This window comes from Nonomuraea sp. PA05 (genome assembly GCF_008086045.1).
GTDB classification, from domain to species: Bacteria; Actinomycetota; Actinomycetes; order Streptosporangiales; family Streptosporangiaceae; genus Nonomuraea; species Nonomuraea monospora.
In genome coordinates, this window is sequence record NZ_VSEY01000007.1 from 101,068 (window position 1) to 118,630 (window position 17,563).

The 17,563-nt window shown below is 70.4% G+C and carries 17 protein-coding genes; 9 read left to right on the forward strand and 8 right to left on the reverse strand.

Annotated features, from left to right (window positions below; all coding sequences use genetic code 11):
• Positions 1–70: 70 nt before the first annotated feature.
• From FXF51_RS13080 to FXF51_RS13100, 5 genes are all read right to left on the reverse strand, one after another.
• On the reverse strand, positions 71–1,201 hold the full coding sequence (locus tag FXF51_RS13080; RefSeq protein ID WP_148434582.1) for a GNAT family N-acetyltransferase: 1,131 nt from the start codon (positions 1,199–1,201) through the stop codon (positions 71–73).
• Positions 1,198–1,569: a hypothetical protein gene (locus FXF51_RS13085; RefSeq protein WP_080045753.1), complete on the reverse strand. Its 372-nt coding sequence runs from the start codon at positions 1,567–1,569 to the stop codon at positions 1,198–1,200. The genes FXF51_RS13080 and FXF51_RS13085 overlap by 4 nt, the downstream gene beginning before the upstream one ends.
• A gap of 266 nt (positions 1,570–1,835) precedes the next feature.
• Positions 1,836–3,401, reverse strand: a complete 1,566-nt coding sequence (locus FXF51_RS13090; protein ID WP_148434583.1) for an RNA polymerase sigma factor — start codon at positions 3,399–3,401, stop codon at positions 1,836–1,838.
• Positions 3,402–3,516: 115 nt separating this feature from the next.
• The gene (locus FXF51_RS13095; RefSeq protein WP_148434911.1) at positions 3,517–5,199 is read right to left on the reverse strand and encodes a substrate-binding domain-containing protein; all 1,683 of its coding nucleotides are present in this window, start codon (positions 5,197–5,199) and stop codon (positions 3,517–3,519) included.
• Between the two features lie 260 nt (positions 5,200–5,459).
• Positions 5,460–6,098 carry a hypothetical protein gene (locus FXF51_RS13100; RefSeq protein ID WP_148434584.1) on the reverse strand — a complete coding sequence of 213 codons (639 nt, stop codon included), beginning with the start codon at positions 6,096–6,098 and terminating at the stop codon, positions 5,460–5,462.
• Positions 6,099–6,249: 151 nt separating this feature from the next.
• Between FXF51_RS13100 and FXF51_RS13105 the strand changes: the two genes are divergently transcribed.
• From FXF51_RS13105 to FXF51_RS13120, 4 genes are all read left to right on the forward strand, one after another.
• Complete coding sequence (locus tag FXF51_RS13105; protein WP_148434585.1) at positions 6,250–7,020, forward strand: DUF4184 family protein; 771 nt, start codon at positions 6,250–6,252, stop codon at positions 7,018–7,020.
• On the forward strand, positions 7,013–7,828 hold the full coding sequence (locus tag FXF51_RS13110; RefSeq protein ID WP_148434586.1) for a TrmH family RNA methyltransferase: 816 nt from the start codon (positions 7,013–7,015) through the stop codon (positions 7,826–7,828). The genes FXF51_RS13105 and FXF51_RS13110 overlap by 8 nt, the downstream gene beginning before the upstream one ends.
• An 86-nt stretch (positions 7,829–7,914) precedes the next feature.
• Positions 7,915–10,299, forward strand: a complete 2,385-nt coding sequence (locus FXF51_RS13115; RefSeq protein WP_148434587.1) for a tetratricopeptide repeat protein — start codon at positions 7,915–7,917, stop codon at positions 10,297–10,299.
• Between the two features lie 80 nt (positions 10,300–10,379).
• Complete coding sequence (locus FXF51_RS13120) at positions 10,380–10,625, forward strand: DUF4235 domain-containing protein (RefSeq protein WP_148434588.1); 246 nt, start codon at positions 10,380–10,382, stop codon at positions 10,623–10,625.
• 12 nt (positions 10,626–10,637) lie between these two features.
• Here FXF51_RS13120 and FXF51_RS13125 read toward each other — a convergent pair whose 3' ends face one another.
• Complete coding sequence (locus FXF51_RS13125; protein WP_148434589.1) at positions 10,638–10,934, reverse strand: hypothetical protein; 297 nt, start codon at positions 10,932–10,934, stop codon at positions 10,638–10,640.
• A gap of 114 nt (positions 10,935–11,048) precedes the next feature.
• The gene (locus FXF51_RS13130) at positions 11,049–12,101 is read right to left on the reverse strand and encodes a LacI family DNA-binding transcriptional regulator (protein WP_148434590.1); all 1,053 of its coding nucleotides are present in this window, start codon (positions 12,099–12,101) and stop codon (positions 11,049–11,051) included.
• Positions 12,102–12,174: 73 nt separating this feature from the next.
• On the opposite strand from FXF51_RS13130, the gene FXF51_RS13135 reads away from it, so the two are divergent.
• Positions 12,175–12,354 (forward strand): hypothetical protein, encoded by a 180-nt coding sequence (locus tag FXF51_RS13135; protein ID WP_148434591.1) that lies wholly within the window; start codon positions 12,175–12,177, stop codon positions 12,352–12,354.
• A gap of 54 nt (positions 12,355–12,408) precedes the next feature.
• The gene (locus FXF51_RS13140; protein ID WP_148434592.1) at positions 12,409–13,002 is read left to right on the forward strand and encodes a hypothetical protein; all 594 of its coding nucleotides are present in this window, start codon (positions 12,409–12,411) and stop codon (positions 13,000–13,002) included.
• A 402-nt stretch (positions 13,003–13,404) separates the two neighbouring features.
• Here the strand turns inward: FXF51_RS13140 and FXF51_RS13145 are convergent, their stop codons facing one another.
• Positions 13,405–14,241, reverse strand: a complete 837-nt coding sequence (locus tag FXF51_RS13145; RefSeq protein ID WP_262379488.1) for a D-alanyl-D-alanine carboxypeptidase family protein — start codon at positions 14,239–14,241, stop codon at positions 13,405–13,407.
• Between the two features lie 109 nt (positions 14,242–14,350).
• Between FXF51_RS13145 and FXF51_RS13150 the strand changes: the two genes are divergently transcribed.
• The 3 genes from FXF51_RS13150 (at position 14,351) to FXF51_RS13160 (ending at position 17,555) form a co-directional block, all read left to right on the forward strand.
• Entirely contained in the window at positions 14,351–14,557 is a 207-nt protein-coding gene (locus FXF51_RS13150) for a YegP family protein (RefSeq protein ID WP_148434593.1), read from the forward strand.
• 185 nt (positions 14,558–14,742) lie between these two features.
• Positions 14,743–15,099: a VOC family protein gene (locus FXF51_RS13155; protein ID WP_148434594.1), complete on the forward strand. Its 357-nt coding sequence runs from the start codon at positions 14,743–14,745 to the stop codon at positions 15,097–15,099.
• A gap of 62 nt (positions 15,100–15,161) precedes the next feature.
• Complete coding sequence (locus FXF51_RS13160; protein ID WP_148434595.1) at positions 15,162–17,555, forward strand: ATP-binding cassette domain-containing protein; 2,394 nt, start codon at positions 15,162–15,164, stop codon at positions 17,553–17,555.
• The last annotated feature ends 8 nt before the right edge of the window (positions 17,556–17,563 follow it).

A 17,563-nucleotide genomic window follows, 5' to 3' on the forward strand; every position in this document is an offset into this window, starting at 1 on the left:
CGGTGCATCGAAGGGTCCTGTGGAGTGTGAGGGTGTTGGTGCTGGTGCCGGGGGGTGTTGCCGGGGTCGCTCAGCGCGCTCCCGTTGGTTCCTGACTTACTGCGTTGGATGGCTCCTGACGTTGCATCGAGGTGCGCACCCGACCGAAGCCCTTCAGGACACGGTCGGCCGCTCTATAGAGAGACGGTCGATCCATGACAATTGTTCGGGCTTTGTTGAAAGGAGTTCGGCCCATCCAGTGAACGGCCGCCGAGGCGGACGGACGCGAGACCCGGCCTTCCGCGACGTACAGGACCCCGCTTTTGAGCCAGTCCTTGTACTCCTTGCCGCCCTTGCCCATGTCCACCATGTGCAGACCCGCGTTCGCGGCGGCCTCGGCCATCTGCAGGTGGTGGACGATGCCCGGCGAGTAGCGGGCGTACTCGGTGTCGTAGGCGGGGAACCACCCTACAAGCGTGGTCGCCGTACGGAGGCCGAAATGGCCCGCCACCGGGACGTCTCCGGCATAGAGCATGGTCAGGACGCCCGCGAAGTCCGATGAGTTCTCGGCATGCATCATGTCCGTCAATTCGACGATCCACGGCTGCGCGAACCTGTCCACCCGGCCAGTCCTCTGGTACTGGTCGGACTTCCAGGCGAGCAGGGTGCGCAGCACCTCCGGGTCGGGCGAGGACCACTCCAGGCGCAGCTCGCCCTGCTCACGGCCCATCTTGCGTTCCTTGTAGCGGACGGTCTTCAGGTTCTTCGGCGAGTTGGCCTTGACCTGCTCGACCCAGGCCTCGAAGCCCGAGGTGAAGTCCATGACCGGCGCGGGCCGGACGTCGGCCTCGTACGGCGCGAACGTCGGCTGCCCCGCCACCAGGTGGTCGAAGTCGAAGACGCTCAGCTTGCAGGCCCGCAGCAGCGCCTTGGCGTCGAGCTGCAGGTCGGGGACGGAGATCAGACCGTGGCAGGTGGTGAGGAAGCCGCCGAGCGGCTTGCCGATGCCGAAGCTGTGCCGCTCGTAGGGGAAGAACCCCTTGATGCCGCTCCCGTCGGAGATGACCGCCACCCTCACGTAGTCGCGCAAGCGGTCCATCGCCACGGCGAACTCGACGGACAGGAACGGGTTGTCCAGACTGCGGTCGGCCTTCTGCAGCTCCCGCCATCGGGCGCGCTCGGAGTCCCCGAGCTCTCCCGGCCGAACTACCTGGATGTTCACCTTGCCCTGGCCCCCTGTTCGGTCTGCATGCTCTTCCCCCGGTACAACACCCGAAGCACGTACATGAACCCTCCGAGCACGGCGACCGTCGCGACTCCCGCTCGGGGCGACCACGCGTTGAAGAGCAGCATGGCCTCGGCGAGGAGCACGTTGAGTACGAGACTCGCCGCGGCTCCTACGGATAGGGCGGCGAGGGGGTCACGATCACGCAACAGTCCCACCACTGCCGCCCCTGGCACGACCAGAAGGAACAAGGAGATCAGGAACGGGCGCAGCGGTGTCTCGATATCGAACAGCGCGATGACCGCTCCCGCGATGCAGGCGAGCGCGACCAGCCAGGCCAGCGCTCTGCGGTGCTGCTTGAGCATCTCCTGTCTCTCTCCTGCCTTGCTGGTTGAAGCACGATTGATCGCAGTTCATGGGACCAATCCACGCTATGACACGTCAATGCCGACGCTTGGTGACACGCTCCGGTTTACAGGCATGCCGAGGTTTCTCGTGTGACCTTCGGCACACGGTCAAGTGATCGGCATGCTTTGGTGCGATCCCCAAGCACACCAGAATGCCCTATGTAGCCTAGGCTTCACGAGTCAGGGTCCGATTTATATACGTTTGTCGTGTTAAATCTATGGAGTTACTGTGAGTCGGCGGTCGACTCCTCCACGGAACCCTGCCCGGACGTGGTAGCGACGCCCGCGCTCGGAGACTCGGTCGGCTCCTCGGTCGCCGGCGGGTCGTCGCTCGGCGGCGCGGGAACGTCGTCGCCCTGCCACGACAGGGAGCACGTCGCGGTGCCGCCGTTGGAGGTGAAGGTCACCCGGCCGCTGCCGGGGGCGTTCGGATCGACGACCGTCACGACGACGGCGGCCGACGTGCCCGCCCTGACCGAGCCGCTCGCCGGGTGCACGTCCAGGCCCTGCGAGGCCGTCGCCACCCAGGAGACGGCGGAGTTGCGGGCGCTCAGCCCGATCGTGGCCACGCCGGTGATCGTCCGCGGGCACGAGGTGCGCAGCCGGGCGGCGGGCACGGGCCTGCGCCGGGAGGCCGTGGGCGCGGCGGCCTGCCTGCTGCTCCTGCGCGGCGCCGCGGCCGGCGGCGTGATCCGGGGCGACGGGGCGGGGCTCGGGGTCGCGCTCGGCGTCGGCGACGGGCTGGGCTCGTCCTCCTCGAACACCGGCGCAGGCGTGGGGCTCTCCTCCAGGGAGGTCTCGGGCGAGGGGATCGGCCGCAGCGTGGTCGTACCGGCCGTGCCGCCCGCGTTCATCACCACCACCGCGCCCGTCGCGGCCAGCAGGCACGCGCCCGCCAGCACCAGCGGCGCCAGCCGGCGGGGCCGGCGCCTGCGCGAGCGGCGGTCGGCCGGCACCGGGAACCCCGACCGGTCGAAGCTGTCGCCCCGGTCGGTGATCAGGACGCGCGTCTCGTCCAGTTCGGGCTTGACGCACGTGTCGATCACCCGTCGGCGCAGCGAGATGGCCGGGTACGCGACCGGCAGCATGTCCAGCAGCTTCGCCGCCGCGATCTGCCGGTGCCTGCCCTCGGTGCACACCTCGCACCCGCCGATGTGCCCCGACAGCCGCCGCCGCAGCAGCGGGGTGAGCGGCCCCTCCCAGGAGTCCAGCATCGCCGACAGGTCGGGGCAGTGCGCCCGGCCGGTCCTGGCCAGCACCACGGCCGCGGCGGCGTTCTCCAGATGGTCGCGGGCCCTGCCCAGCCGGACGGCCGACTGCCGGGAGGTCAGCCCGAGCACCCCGCCGACCTCCGCCGGGGTCAGGCCGTGGCGCACCGACAGCATCAGCACCTCGCGCTGCCCCTTGCTCAGCTCGCCCAGCGCCTCGTGGACCAGGTCGGCCAGCTCCTGGTCGTCGTGCTCCGGCAGGCCGGGCAGCGGCATGCCGCCCGACGGGGTGCCGGAGCGGCGCGCCATCCTGGCCCGCACCTGGAACCTGGTCAGCGCGTACAGCCAGGCGCGCAGCCGGCCGGGCTCCCTGAGCCTGGCCACGCAGCCCTGCGCCGTGACCAGCGCGTCGTGCACCGAGTCGGCGGCCACGTCGCCCTGGCCGGACAGGGTGAAGGCGTAGTCGTGCAGTCGTTCGGCGTAGGAGTCGTAGAGCGTGGCGGGAGCGGCGCTCTCCGCGCGCCGCAGAGCTTCGACCAGCTCCTGATCGCGCGCACGATCGACGGTCGGCCATCCAGGCACGGATTTCCCTCCCCGCAGGTAGGACGCTCACTCAAGCCCCACGCGGAGAGGACGCCGCCTCGATCGGCCAGGTTCGCCCGCCATGCCGAACGAGCATGGCGGGCGCGCTAGCGGCTCAGCCGTCGCAGTTCGGCATGCACAGGCGGCGCTCCATGCCCTGGAGGAAGAACTCGCGCACCTGGAGGATGTTCTCGGCGATGTAAGCTTCGCCGCCCGTCGCCTTGGCCACGGCCTCCATCTGCGCCTTGCCCTTCTTGGCGTCCGGGCCGAACGCGATGAGCAGGATGGTGAGCGGCCGCTTCGGGTTGTAGGTCTTCTTCAGGAACTGCAGGAGCTCGGCGTTCTTGACGCCGCCGTCCGGGTCGTCGTTGCCCGCGCCGTCCGTGAGGATCAGCAGGGTGTTGACCTTGTCCTCCTGGAACGTCTCGGTCAGCTCCGTGTAGGCGGCCTTGATCGTGTCGTTCAGCCCGGTGTCTCCGGTGGACTTGGCCTGGAGCTGGGCGAACGTCCTGACCAGTTGCTCCTTGCGGGTCGCCCCGTCGACCGTCTCGCTGAGCGGGCCGACCGAGACGAGCTCCTTGTAGTCCTTGCCCTGCCCGTCCAGGTGGGTGGAGAACGACCACAGCCCCATCTCGGACCCGGCGGGGAAGAGGCCGAGCCCCTCCGTGGCGATCCGGTTGATGGCCTGCATGCGGGTCATGTTGGTGCCGGGCACCTGCAGCGCCATCGTGCCGGAGACGTCGAGCAGGGTGAGCAGGCGGGTGCCGAGGTTCAGCCGGGTCCAGGTCTGCACCATGCGCGCCACGGTGGCGCCGTCCGGCGGGTCCAGCGCGGCGGGGGTCTCGGCGGTGAAGCCCTTGTCCTCCGTCAGCGCGTCGCCCGCCTTGCCGTCGGTGCCGCGGAAGCCCGCGTCACGCAGGATCTTCTTGGCGGACTCGCCGGTCAGCGCCTGCTTGAAGTCCGCGGCGGCCTTCAGCGTGGCGGGGTCCTTGGTCAGGATCGTGACCGGGTAGTCGAGGCTGAGCGTGCCCTCCTTGGGATAGAGGGCGACCACCGGAGACTCGGGCTTCTTGACGTTGTGGGCGTAGATGGCCTGCTCGGAGGTGACGCCCACCGGCACCCTGCTGCCCGACTTGACGGTGAGGCTGGCCAGCAGCGCGGTCGAGTCGGACGCGAGCTGGCCCGACAGCTCCTTCAGCGCGCCCACCAGCGCCTGGTCCTGCTTGGCCGCCTTGGCCGTGCCCGCCGCGGCGAGCAGGGCCGCCAGGCCGGCGGAGTTCTTCTGCGGGTCGAGGGCGAGCACCCGCACCTTCCTGCCGGGGCCGTCCACGTTGGCCACGTTCGCGGCCGAGATCATCGAGACCCAGCTCGGCTGGAGCGCGCCGGACAGCTTCGCGGCGGCCGACCTGGCCGCCGCCAGCACCACGGGGGAGGTCGCGATCGACCCCTCCACCTGCGGCAGCGCGTCGCCGTTGCCGGTGGCGCGGATGCTCTCCATGAGCAGGCTCGAGTCGGCCACCCAGAAGTCGGCGGTGGCCTTGCCCGCGGCCAGCGCGTTGGCCGTCCTGGCCGCCGCCTCCTTGGCCACCGTCACCTCGACGCATTTGCTGTCGATCGAGTGCAGCGCCTTGTTGTAGTTGCCCGCGATCTTGTTGAGCGCCGGCTGGATGTCGGGGGTGGCGACCACGCGCAGCGGCAGCTTGCCGCCCGAGCAGTCATGGTCGCGATTGAAGATGACGAACGCGGCGACACCGAGGAGCACGGCCAGGGCGACGGCTCCCGCCAGCGGGACGAGCACCCTGCCGCGACCGCGTCTGGCTCTTCTGCGCGGTGGTGGTGGTTCGCTGGCCCTGTATCCGCCGTCGAGATCGTCTGTGCGGTGTCGCCCCACGATGTCCTCTTAGGTGTTCTCGTGACCTTCCGGAGACCCTAGCGGGAGATGCTCCGCAATACTTCGGGAACGATACTCGGTGCGGTCTCTGTGGCAAAACAGCCCTTTTGGTGCGACGATTACCTATTGTGATGGTCATCGATGGAGAGCGTGACCATGAACTCCTGTCAATGGCAACACGTGCGGCCGTGCCATGCGCGCCCACCCTCCCGTACGGCGACGGCCGCCAGCACCACCGCCACCAGCGGATCCACCCACCACCAGCCCACCGTGTTGAGCCACAGCCCGGCCAGCACCCCGGCCGCCATGGCCGCGCAGATGAGATTCTGCGTGCCCTCGCCCGAGGTGGCCGCCGACGCCAGCCGCGACCCGAGCCGCCGCTTGGCCATCCCCAGCACCGGCATGCTGATCAGGCTGACCGTCGTCACCACGATCCCCAGCACGCTCGGCGCCGCCCGATGCCCGGCATCCAGATCGTGCGCCACGTGCAGGACGAGATACGGCGCCAGCAGCCAGAAGCTCAGCGCCACGGCCTTCCTGGCGGTGCTCTCCGCGCTCGGCGACAACGTGCGCGCGCCGGTGAACCGCCACACCACGATCAGGCTCGCCGCCGCCTCCACGAACGCCGACAGCCCCCACCCGATGAGCGCCACCGAATGCGCGGCCAGGCCCGCGGCCAGGCCGAGCGTGCTTTCCACGCCCAGCCAGGCCAGCGTCGCCACGGAGAGCGAACGAGCGGCGCGCGCGGCGCGCAACCATTCGGCTGACGCGGCCGGATGCTCCTGAATCCGCTGATCAGGCACCATGAACCCCCGAACTCCCGGCTATCCGGCCGTCGACAGCGTTACGTACCGTACCCACTACTGTCCGTGACGTTGTAGTACGCCCGTAAAGCAAGGTCAAGTTTCGGCCCGCATAATGATCACCGAGGGGTCATCGACGAGGGGGAGAGCCGCCGTGCCGTTCACGCCGAGCCATGTCGCCGCCGTGCTGCCGATGATCGGCTCGGCGCGGCTGCGCAGGTATCTCGACCCGTGGGCGCTCGCGCTCGGCGCCATGGTGCCCGACCTGCCGGTCTTCCTGCCGTTCATGCCCGACTACACCGACACGCACTCCTGGGTGGGAGTCGTTACGATCGACCCGCTCGCCGTGCTGATCCTCCTGCCGCTCTTCCACGTCGTCCTGCGCGACCCTCTGATCGCCCTGCTCCCGCCCGGCCTGGCCGGTCGCGCCGCGCTCCTCGTCCCCGACCGGCCACGGCTGCTCCCGATGGCGGCCGGCGCCGTCGTCGGCGCCGCCACCCACGTCCTGTGGGACTCCTTCACCCACTCCACCGGCCCCGTCGAGTGGGGCGCGTGGCTGTCGGTCTCCGTCCTCGGCGTGATCAGGCTCTTCCGCCTCCTCCAGTACGTCTCCTCCGCGATCGGCCTGGCCGTGGTCGTGTGGTGGGGGTGGCGCGGCCTGTCCCGCATGCCGGCGGCGCCCGTACCGGACCGGCTGCGCCTGCGGCCCCGCACCCGCTGGATCGTCCTGGGCGCCGCGGCCGCCGGCATCCTGGCGGGCGGCCTCCTCTGGCCCCTGATCGACGAGCCGAACCCGGCCTTCGGCGTCGCCGCCGTGATCACCAAGACGGGCGCAGGCACCGTGATCGGCCTGGCCGCCGTCCTCCTCTGCTACTGCGTGGTCTGGCAGGTCAGGCGGCGCGTGGCAGTATCGGAAGGTGCTTGAGTACGTCACCGACGCCGACGACCCCCGCCTGTCCGACTACACCCGGCTCAGGGACGTCGAACTGCGCAAGAGCCTCGAAGCCGAACGCGGCCTCTTCCTCGCCGAGGGCGAGAAGGTCATCAGGCGGGCCATCGGCGCCGGCTTCCCCGTCCGCTCCGTCCTGACCACCCGCCGCTGGCTCACCTCCCTGGAGGACGTCCTCGGCGAGGCCACCGTGTACGTCGTGAGCGACGAGATCATGTCCGGCATCGCCGGCTTCCAGGTGCACAGGGGAGCGCTGGCCTCGATGCGGCGCCTGCCCCTGCCCGCCGTGGAAACCCTGCTGAAGGACGGCGCCGGCCGCCTGCTCGTCCTGGAGGACCTGGTCGACCACAGCAACGTGGGGGCGATCTTCCGGTCGGCGGCGGCGCTGGGGGTGGACGCGATCGTCCTGTCGCCCCGCTGCGCCGACCCGCTGTACCGGCGGGCGGTGAAGGTGTCCATGGGGGCGGTCTTCTCCATCCCGTACGCGCGGATGGACGACTGGTTCGAAGGGCTGGCCCAGCTGCGCGGGGCGGGCTTCCAGACCCTCGCCCTGACCCCGGCCCAGGACGCCGTTCCCATCGACGAGGTGACGATGGCCGATCGGGTCGCCCTGTTGCTGGGCGCGGAGGGCGACGGGCTCTCGTCCCACTGGCTGGCCGAGGCCGATCAGGCCGTCTGCATCCCCATGAGCGCGGCGGCTATGGCCGCGGGCGTGGACTCGCTGAACGTGGTCGCGGCGGCCGCGATCGCCTGCCACGGACTGATGCGGGCGGGTCAGGGATAGGTCTTGCTGGCAGAACGGTTCCGTTGCCGCGGTCGTAGCGCGGGGAAGCATTAAGCCAAGCGCCCGCGTCGAGAGGCGGCGACCGCATGAGGAATGCCTCCAGGCAGGCCGGCGGATGGGTTCTGGTCGTTCTCGCCGTGGCTCTGGCGGGCTTGGCCGCCGTGTCGCAGGTGCCGGTAGGCGTGGCCGGTGCCGTGGTGGCGGCGGTCGCCGTGGCGAACGGGGTCCTGGCCGCCGTCGGCACGAAGCGGATCGAGCAGCGTGCCGATGGCATGCGAACGAGAAGGGAGTTGCTCCGGGCAGGCAGACGCGGTCGGCTCCCTCTCGTCCGGCACCTGGGGGATCCGGTGACCTTCGGGGTGCACCCGGCAGCCCCCGCGTCCGACGGGAAACGGTCGTTGCCCGGCTATGTCAGGCGCGACGTCGACGAGCGGGTCGAGCACGCGCTCACTCATGATCGGTACGTCCTCCTGGTGGGAGAGTCGACCGCGGGCAAGTCCCGGCTCGCCCTCGAGGTCATCCGCCGCGTGCTGCCCCGGTGCCGCTTGGTCCAGCCGACGGGCCCCGCTGGTGCGCGCGTGGCGGTCGACACGGCGGTAGCGGTCTCCGGCAGCGTGCTCTGGCTCGACGATCTGGAGCGCTTCCTCGGCCAGGGCGGGCTGACCGGGCAGGACGTGCAGCGCATGCTGGAGGCCCCCGGCAGGCCCCGATACATCGTTGCCACGATGCGGTCGGAGGAATACCGCAAGTTCTTCTCGGCGGGCAGCGACGTGGTCGCCGCCGACACGGCCCGCCAGGGCAGGGACGTGCTCCGGCTGGCCACGCGGGTCGACGTGAGCCGGCTGTGGTCGCAGCAGGAGCTGGACAGGGTACGTGAACACGCGGCCGATTCCCGGCTGGCGGCGGCCGTCGCGCAGGGGGAAAGGTTCGGTGTCGCGGAGTTCCTGGCGGCGGGGCCGCAGTTACTGAGTCAGTGGCACGACGCCTGGGCTCCCGGCGCGAACCCGCGCGGGGCGGCGCTGGTCCTGGCAGCCGTGGACGCCCGGCGGGCGGGAGTGCACCGAGGCGTGCCCGCAGCCGTTCTCGTCGCGATGCACGAGGCGTACCTGAACAGGCGCGGCGGGCTCCTGTTGCGACCAGAGAGCCTCGACACGGCCTTCGCCTGGGCGGGCACGCCCCTCCACGCCACCAGCAGCCTGCTTCTTCCGGAAGCCGGCGGTGAGTGTCACCTGGCGTTCGACTACCTGATCGATGCGGTCCCGAAGGATCCGATCCCGGGTGAGGCGTTGCGGGCTCTGCTCTCTGTGGCGAGCCCGCAGGAGGCTGTGGCCTTGGGCGAAGCGGCGCGAAGCTGGCAGAAGCATCCCATAGCGAGAGACGCCTATCTCAAGGCACTCGACGCCGGAGAGATCAGCGCGCTCGGGCCGGCCACTCATCAGCTCGACGGTAAGGCGGCGGCGGAAGAGTTGTCCAGGACAGTGGTGCGACGTGTCGCTCGTGGATCGGCTGATTGGTACGAAGCCCGCAGGATCATCGCATGGCAGAAGGGCGGAAGTGATGCCGCCGGAGCCTGTGCCGCGTTAGATCGACTCGCCGACCAGGCAAGACACTCATTGGGCGCCGACCACAAAACGACGGTGCGCATCATGATCGATGCCGTGTGGTGGATCTTTTACCGTGGCGATGCCGCAGCCGCAGCCAGCCGGGGAGCCGCGTTGGCGAAGGAGCTGGATCTGATCCTGGGGGAGGACGACGAACGAACGATCGATGCTCACGAAGCAGTGGCCACAATCACGTCGCACTATGCCGCAGCCGCCGGCGCGGAGGCGGCCATCGCACTACTCGACCGGGTGTCCGCGCTTCGGGGAGCGGCCGATCCCGTCACCTCGCGACTCAGATGGCAGTGCGCCTGGCTCATGGGAAAGGCCGGACGCCACGGCGAGGCCCTCGCCTTCTGGTCACAGAGCGTCGCGGCATCCACAGCGATGGACGGGCCGCTGCACATCAGAACACTCAACGCCCGGCGTGGTCGTGCGGACGCCCTGGGCCACTTGGGGCGACACGCGGACGCGGTCAAGGAATACCAGGAGGTCGCCGACCACCTGGCCGGTCTCGCCGGACCGGAACTCTTCACCATGGATCAGGTGGTCACAGCCAGAGGGCTCGCCTCATGGACAGGCTGCGCGGGGGATCCCGAGGCTGCGGTCGCCATGCTCGAGGAACTCGCGGCGAAGACCGCATCCAGCCTGGAGGAGCGAGACGTCTACAGGATCGGCATCTTGGCGCGCCTCGCGCACTGGATCGGCGAAGCAGGCGCGCCCGACGAGGCGGTACGGCGGTTGGCCTCGCTCGCTGAGACCCCGTTTCCCGACCCGTTCTTGTCGAGGCGTATCCGCGACGGCCTGACGCACTGGAGAGACCGAGCCGCCGGGTTGGACGCGAGCGTGGAGTCGCCGCTACGAAGTGCGTAGACGGCAATCGCCGGGGCGAGAGGTGTCAAGCGCCCAGCACAGGGCACGGGCAAACACCACGCCACGGTAAGGAGAAAGCCATGCAACCCGTAGAGAAAGCCACGTCACTGGGAATGGGCCTGCTGGGCGGCGTGCTGGCGTCCGCCCTGTTCAAGCGGGCCTGGAAGCTCGCCTCCGGTCAGGACGACGCCCCGGACGCCGACGACCTCGAACGCGGCTGGACGGAGATCCTCGTCGCCGCGGCCCTGCAAGGAGCGATCTTCGGCCTGGTCAAGGCCGCCGTGCACCGCGCCGGCGCGCAGACCTTCCAGAAACGCGGTCACTGAGGCGGGGCGCCCTCACGACTGGCCGTCCGTCAGCCAGTCGGGATAGCTGTCGAAGTCGTGGTTCACCGGCCGGCAGTCGATGGGGGCGCCGCCGCCGGAGCTCATGATGTGCCGCTCCAGAGTGGGGACCTGCTCGTCCGTCGCGATGAGCGTGAGCTGCCAGACGGGCTCATCGCGGTGGATCGGCTGGTCCGGAGCTTCCGCGATGTCGATCGACGTTGCCAGGCCCGCCAGGAGGATGCCGTGCGCGAGCTCGGCCGCCCTCTCGTGACTCTCGATCGCCATGCGGACCTCGAAGTATTCCGCCATGAGGTGTCCTTATTCGGAGAGGTGTGCACCTCACCCTACCTGCGGAAACGAAAGAGAGGCCGGATTTCACGGGGATTTCCCGGTTAGTTCGTGTCGCGGCCGCGGTCGCGCAGGTCAGGGGGCAGGGGGAGGGGCGGTGGAGGTGCGGACGATCAGCTCGTACGGGAACAGCAGCCTCTCGGGCCCGGCCGTGCCGCCGGACAGGAGCAGCCGGCCCGCCGCCGCGCCCATCTCCTGCTTGGCCTGGCGGATCGTGGTGAGACCCGCCTCCTCGGCCGCGCTGTCGGAGAAGCCCACCACCGACAGCTCCTCCGGCACCTTCAGCCCCAGATCGGCGGCGGCGTCGAGGATGCCGAGCGCCAGCACGTCGGTGTTGGTGAGCACCGCGGTCGGCCGCGGGTCGCGGCTGAGCAGGGCGTGGCCCGCCCGCCGCCCCGCCTCGCGCGAGTTGCGCGCCACTTCGTAGAACGGGACTCCTGCCCAGTCGAGGCCCGCCTCCTCGCAGGCCTGCTGGTAGCCCCCGCGTCGCGCCCGCATCGCCGCGAACGGCGCCGCCCGCTGCCGCTCCGGATCGGCCCAGCCGGTGTGGCCGTCCTCGTGCAGCCCGACCATGGCCACCCCCAGGCGGCGGTGGCCCAGCTCCAGCACGTGCCGCGCCGCCGCGGCGCCCGCCGCCGGCTCGTCGATGCCGAGGAACGGATGCCCCGGCACGTACGGCTCGTCCACCACCACGACCGGCAGTTTCCTGGCCAGCACCTCGGTCAGCGCCGGATGCCCGTCGGGCAGGGACATCACGCAGAACGCGTCCACGACCGCGTCCCTGACCGTCTCGCTGCGCCGGTCGCCGTGCGGCAGCGGCAGGATCAGCAGGCCGACGCCCGCGTCCTCGGCCGCGGTGGCCAGGCCCTGGAAGAAGCCGATCGCGTACGGGTCGGCGAACGCGTACGCCAGCGTCTCGCTGAAGATCAGCCCGAGCGCGCCCGCGCGGCCGAGGCGCAGGGAGCGGGCGGTCGGGTTGGGGCCGGCGTAGCCGAGTTCGTCGGCCACCTCCAGGATGCGCCGCCGCAGGCCGTCGCTGAGCTGGTCGGGGCGGGAGAAGGCGTACGACACGGTGGCCCGCGACACGCCGAGGCGGTCGGCGATCGTCTGCAGCGTGACCTTGGCCATGGAGCCACCGTATCGGAGACCTTGCAGGAGCCTTCTTAATTGATTAAGCTCTTAATTGATTAAGGAGGATCTGATGGATGCCATGCAAGTCCTCGCCCACCAGAGCGTGATGGGTCATCGGGGGTCGCTCGGAGCCGCCCTGCCGGGCGCGCCCAGGCAGCCGGAGCGGCCTGGGGCGAAGGTGCGGATGCGGCTGGCGTACTCGCTGCGGTGGACGGCCGACCGGCTGGATCCGGCGTGCCGGGCCGTCTGATGCTGCACAATGTGAGCGATCGGTTACAGAATCGCGTGCGGTAGCGGGGGCTCGATGAGCGTGGTCTGGATCGTCGCGATGGCCGTCGGGGCGGGGCCGTGGGCGGCGGGGGCGAGCGGGGCAGGGGTCGGTGCGGCAGGACCGTGGGCGGCAGGGGCCAGTGCGGCAGGGCCGCGTGCGGTGGCGGACGTCGCGTTGAGCTGTGCCGTCGCCACGCCCGCCGCCCGGCCGCTGGTGTTCGAGCCCAAGGTCGGTCTCGCGCCACGGCGGGTCGAGGCGCGCGGGCACCTGGAGCTCACCGGCTGCACCTCGCCCGACGGGACGGCCACGCTCCTGCGCTCGGGGTGGGGCAGTGTGAAGGCCTCCGCCCAGGCGTCGTGCACCAGCGCCCGTGACGTGCGGGGCAGCGCCGTGATCACCTGGTTCGGGGTGAACGGGCGCCCTGTCGGCACCTCCCGGCTACGCGTCAGGGCCGATCGGCTCGTGGCCCAGCGCCCGGCCGACACGCTGCTGACCGGCACGGTGGCGGCGGGGTGGCTGGCCAAGGAGCGCGTCAGGGGCGGCATCACGCCCGCCACGGCCCTGCTCGGCTGCGCCACCCGGGGCATGGCCGCCCTTCCCGGGAGCGGCCGCATCGTGTTCGGCTGACCGCGCCCGCCGGCCGGGCTCAAGACACACCAGCCCGACACGCCAGTCCGACACGCCAGCCCGACACGCCAGCCCGACATGCCAGGCCGCTCCGCTACGTCGGCCCGATACGGCGAGACGGTGCGCTGGCCGTCAGCAGGTCGGGTGGCGGGCCGGCGCGGCCAGTGATCGAGCCGGTCAGCGGCCAATGAGCGAGCGGGGCAGCTGGCCAGTGAGCGGCCAATGAGCGAGCGGGACAGCTGACCAGTGAGCGGCCAATGAGCGAGCGGGGCAGCTGGCCAGTGAGCGGCCGGTGAGCGGGCGGGGCAGCGGGCCGGTGAGCGAGCGGCCCAACTCGCGGCCAAGCGAGCGGGTCGGCAAGTGGGCCGGTCGGCGAGATAAGGGCAAGCGGGGCGGGTGGCGTCAGCCGAGGGAGATCTGCTCGCCCGCGTAGTCCAGCAGCTTCTCCGCCGTTGAGAAGCGCCGCTCGTTCCCGTCCCCGAGCAGCACGCCCACCACCTGGAGCCCGTTGCGCTCACCGGCGAACAACAAGCAGTACCCGGCCGCGTTCGTGTACCCGGTCTTCACCCCCAGCACCCCATCGGTCCTGGTCAGCAGCTTGTTCAGGTTCCGCCACGTGTGCGCCCTGTGCACCGCCGTCTTGGCCACCTTGTGCGTCCTGGTGCCCACGACGGTCGTGAACGCGGTGCTCCGCAGCGCCGCCTGGGCCAGCCGGGCCTGGTCGACGGCCGTGGAGTAGCCGCCGTTGGCAGGGGTGGGCATGCCGTCGGCGTTGGTGTAGCGGGTGTCGGCGAGGCCGAGCTCGCGGGCCGCCCGGTTCATCTTGGCCACGAAGGCCGTCTTGCCCGGCCCGTAGTGGCGGGCCAGGGCGTTGGCCGCGTCGGCGCCCGAGGGCAGCATGAGCGCGTACAGCAGGTCCCTGGTGGTGAAACGCTCGCCCTTGCGCAGCCCCGCCGTGGCGGCGCCGTTCTTGGCGGCGTACTTGACGTCGGTCGAGGTGATCGTGACGGTGTCGCTCAGACTGCCTTCGCGGAGCACGACGTACGCCGTCATGATCTTGACCAGGCTGGCCACCGGCACCCGCTTCGTCTCCCGCTTGCCGAGGTGGACCGTTCCTGCCGAGTCGATGACGTACGCCGCCTTGGCCCCCACGGTCGGCTCGTCCGCGGCCAGGGCGGGGGAGGAGACCCCCACGACCAAGGCGACCACGACAGAGCCCATCAAACGCCCAATACGCATGCCCATCATGTTGACAGAGACGGACGCGCCGTTTGCCTGACTCGCCCACGTGGCGGCATCAGATGGGGGTAAATCATTGATAGATCCGATATGGCGGGGGGCGGCGGCCATGGCAGGAAGATTCATCATCAGTGAGGACGGTCAGGGTGGCTACCGTTTCGCGTTGGTCGCGAATAATGGGCAGACGCTGGCGGTCGGTGAGGGGTTTCCGAACAAGGTGGCCTGTGTGAACGGCATCGAGACCGTGCGCAGGAACGCCGCCGACGCCCCCATCGACGACCAGAGCGGCGCGGGGGCCATCGTGGAGACGGGCTGAGGGCGCCAGGGTCAGAGGCCGGGCGCGTCCAGTAAAGGGGCTGAGCGCGAACTGGTCGGGGGCTGGGTGTGAACCGGTCAGGAATCGAGAAGCGCTCACTACCGCGCCCCGCCTAACCTGCGGATATGCCGTCAATCCGACGGCGCACACCGGGTCGGACGACCCATGAACCGCAGGAGAAGACCATGGCGGACTCTGCCACCCAGGGCATCAAGACCGTGCTGCACCCCGTGTCCGACATCACGGCGGCCAAGGCGGTGTACACCGCCCTCCTCGGCTTCCCGCCCCAGACCGATGAGTCCTACTATGTCGGATTCGAGGCTGAGGGTCAGCACATCGGGCTGGTCCCGGGCGGCGCGGACCAGGGCATGACGGGGCCGGTGGCGTACTGGCAGGTGGAGGACATCGAGGCGAAGCTGGCCGAGGTCACCGCCGCCGGCGGCACGGTCAAGGACAAGCCGCGGAACGTGGGCGGTGGCCGCCTGGTGGCCACCTTCACCGACCCCGACGGCAACGTCCTCGGCGTGCTCCAGGACAGCTGAGCACCGACGGAGACCGTGAAGGCGGCCCCGCCCCACAGGCGGGCCTGACGGATGGAGAGACGATGAGCACGGATACGACCACGAACACCCAGCCGGCCGAGCCGCACGTTGCCGACAGCCACGGCTTGATCCGCGTGCACGGCGCGCGCGAGAACAACCTCAAGGACGTCAGCATCGAGATCCCGAAGCGCAGGCTGACCGTGTTCACCGGCGTGTCCGGCTCGGGCAAGAGCTCGCTGGTGTTCAACACGATCGCCGCAGAGTCGCAGCGGATGATCAACGAGACCTACAGCGCCTTCGTGCAGGGCTTCATGCCGACGCTGGCCAGGCCCGACGTGGACGTGCTCGACGGGCTGACCACCGCGATCATCGTCGACCAGCAGCGGATGGGCTCCGACCCCCGCTCCACGGTCGGCACCGCCACCGACGCCAACGCGATGCTGCGCATCCTCTTCAGCCGGCTCGGGCAGCCGCACATCGGCTCGCCCAACGCGTTCTCCTTCAACGTCCCCACCGTGCGGGCGAGCGGCGCGATCACCGTCGAGCGCGGCGCCAACAAGAAGGCGGAGCGGGCCACGTTCAGCCGCCTGGGCGGCATGTGCCCGCGCTGCGAGGGCCGCGGCACGGTCTCCGACATCGACCTCACCCAGCTCTACGACGACTCCAAGTCGATCGCGGACGGCGCGTTCACCATCCCCGGCTGGAAGTCGGACAGCTGGTGGACGGTGCGCACGTACGCCGCCTCCGGCTTCCTCGACCCGAACAAGCCCATCCGTGACTTCACCAAGCAGGAGATGCAGGATTTCCTGTACCGGGAGCCCACGAAGGTGAAGGTCGAGGGATCCACGCTCACCTACGAGGGGCTGATCCCGAGGATCCAGAAGTCGTTCCTGTCCAAGGACCGCGAGGCGATGCAGCCGCACATCAGGGAGTTCGTGGACCGGGCGGTCACGTTCACCACCTGCCCCGAGTGCGAGGGCACCCGGCTCAGCGAGGCGGCCAGGTCGTCGCGGATCGCCGGGGTCAACATCGCCGACGCCTGCGCGATGCAGATCACCGACCTGGTCGGGTGGATCCGCGGGCTCGACGAGCCGTCGGTGAAGCCGCTGCTCACCGCGCTGCTGCGGACGCTGGAGTCGTTCGTGGAGATCGGGCTCGGCTACCTGTCGCTCGACCGCCCGGCCGGCACGCTGTCGGGCGGCGAGGCGCAGCGCACCAAGATGATCAGGCACCTGGGCTCCTCGCTCACCGATGTCACCTACGTCTTCGACGAGCCCACCGCGGGCCTGCACCCCCACGACATCGAGCGGATGAACAACCTGCTGCTGCGGCTGCGCGACAAGGGCAACACGGTGCTCGTCGTGGAGCACAAGCCGGAGGTCATCGCGATCGCCGACCACGTCGTGGACCTCGGCCCGGGCGCAGGCACGGGCGGCGGCACCGTCTGCTTCGAGGGCACCGTGGAGGACCTGCGGGCCGCCGGCACCATCACCGGCCGCCACCTCGACGACCGGGCCGCGCTCAAGCAGGCGGTGCGCGAGCCCAAGGGGAAGCTGGAGATCCGCGGCGCGACCACGCACAACCTGCGCGACGTGGACGTGGACATCCCGCTCGGGGTGCTCGCCGTCATCACGGGCGTCGCGGGCTCCGGCAAGAGCTCGCTCGTGCACGGGTCCATCCCGGCCCGCGCGGGCGTGGTGTCGGTGGACCAGAGCCCGATCCGCGGCTCCCGGCGCAGCAACCCGGCGACGTACACGGGGCTGCTCGAGCCGATCCGCAAGGCGTTCGCGAAGGCGAACGGCGTCAAGCCGGCGCTGTTCAGCGCGAACTCCGAGGGCGCCTGCCCGGCCTGCAACGGCGCCGGCGTCGTCTACACCGACCTGGGGATCATGGCCAGCGTGTCGAGCACCTGCGAGGAGTGCGAGGGCAAGCGCTTCCAGGCCTCGGTGCTGGACTACCGGCTCGGCGGGCGGGACATCAGCGAGGTGCTGGCCATGTCGGTGACCGAGGCCGAGGAGTTCTTCGGCGCGGGCGAGGCGCGCACGCCGGCCGCGCACGCCGTCCTCGAACGGCTCGCCGACGTCGGGCTCGGCTACCTCACGATCGGGCAGCCGCTCACCACGCTGTCGGGCGGCGAGCGGCAGCGGCTCAAGCTGGCCACCCACATGGCGGACAAGGGCGGCGTGTACGTCCTGGACGAGCCGACGAACGGGCTGCACCTGGCCGACGTCGAGCAGCTGCTCGGGCTGCTCGACCGGCTCGTGGACGCGGGCAAGTCGGTGATCGTCATCGAGCACCACCAGGCGGTCATGGCGCACGCCGACTGGATCATCGACCTGGGGCCCGGCGCCGGCCACGACGGCGGGCAGGTGGTCTTCGAGGGCACCCCGGCCGATCTCGTCGCCGCCCGCTCCACCCTCACGGGGGAGCACCTGGCGGACTACGTCGGAGCCTGACCGGGTAG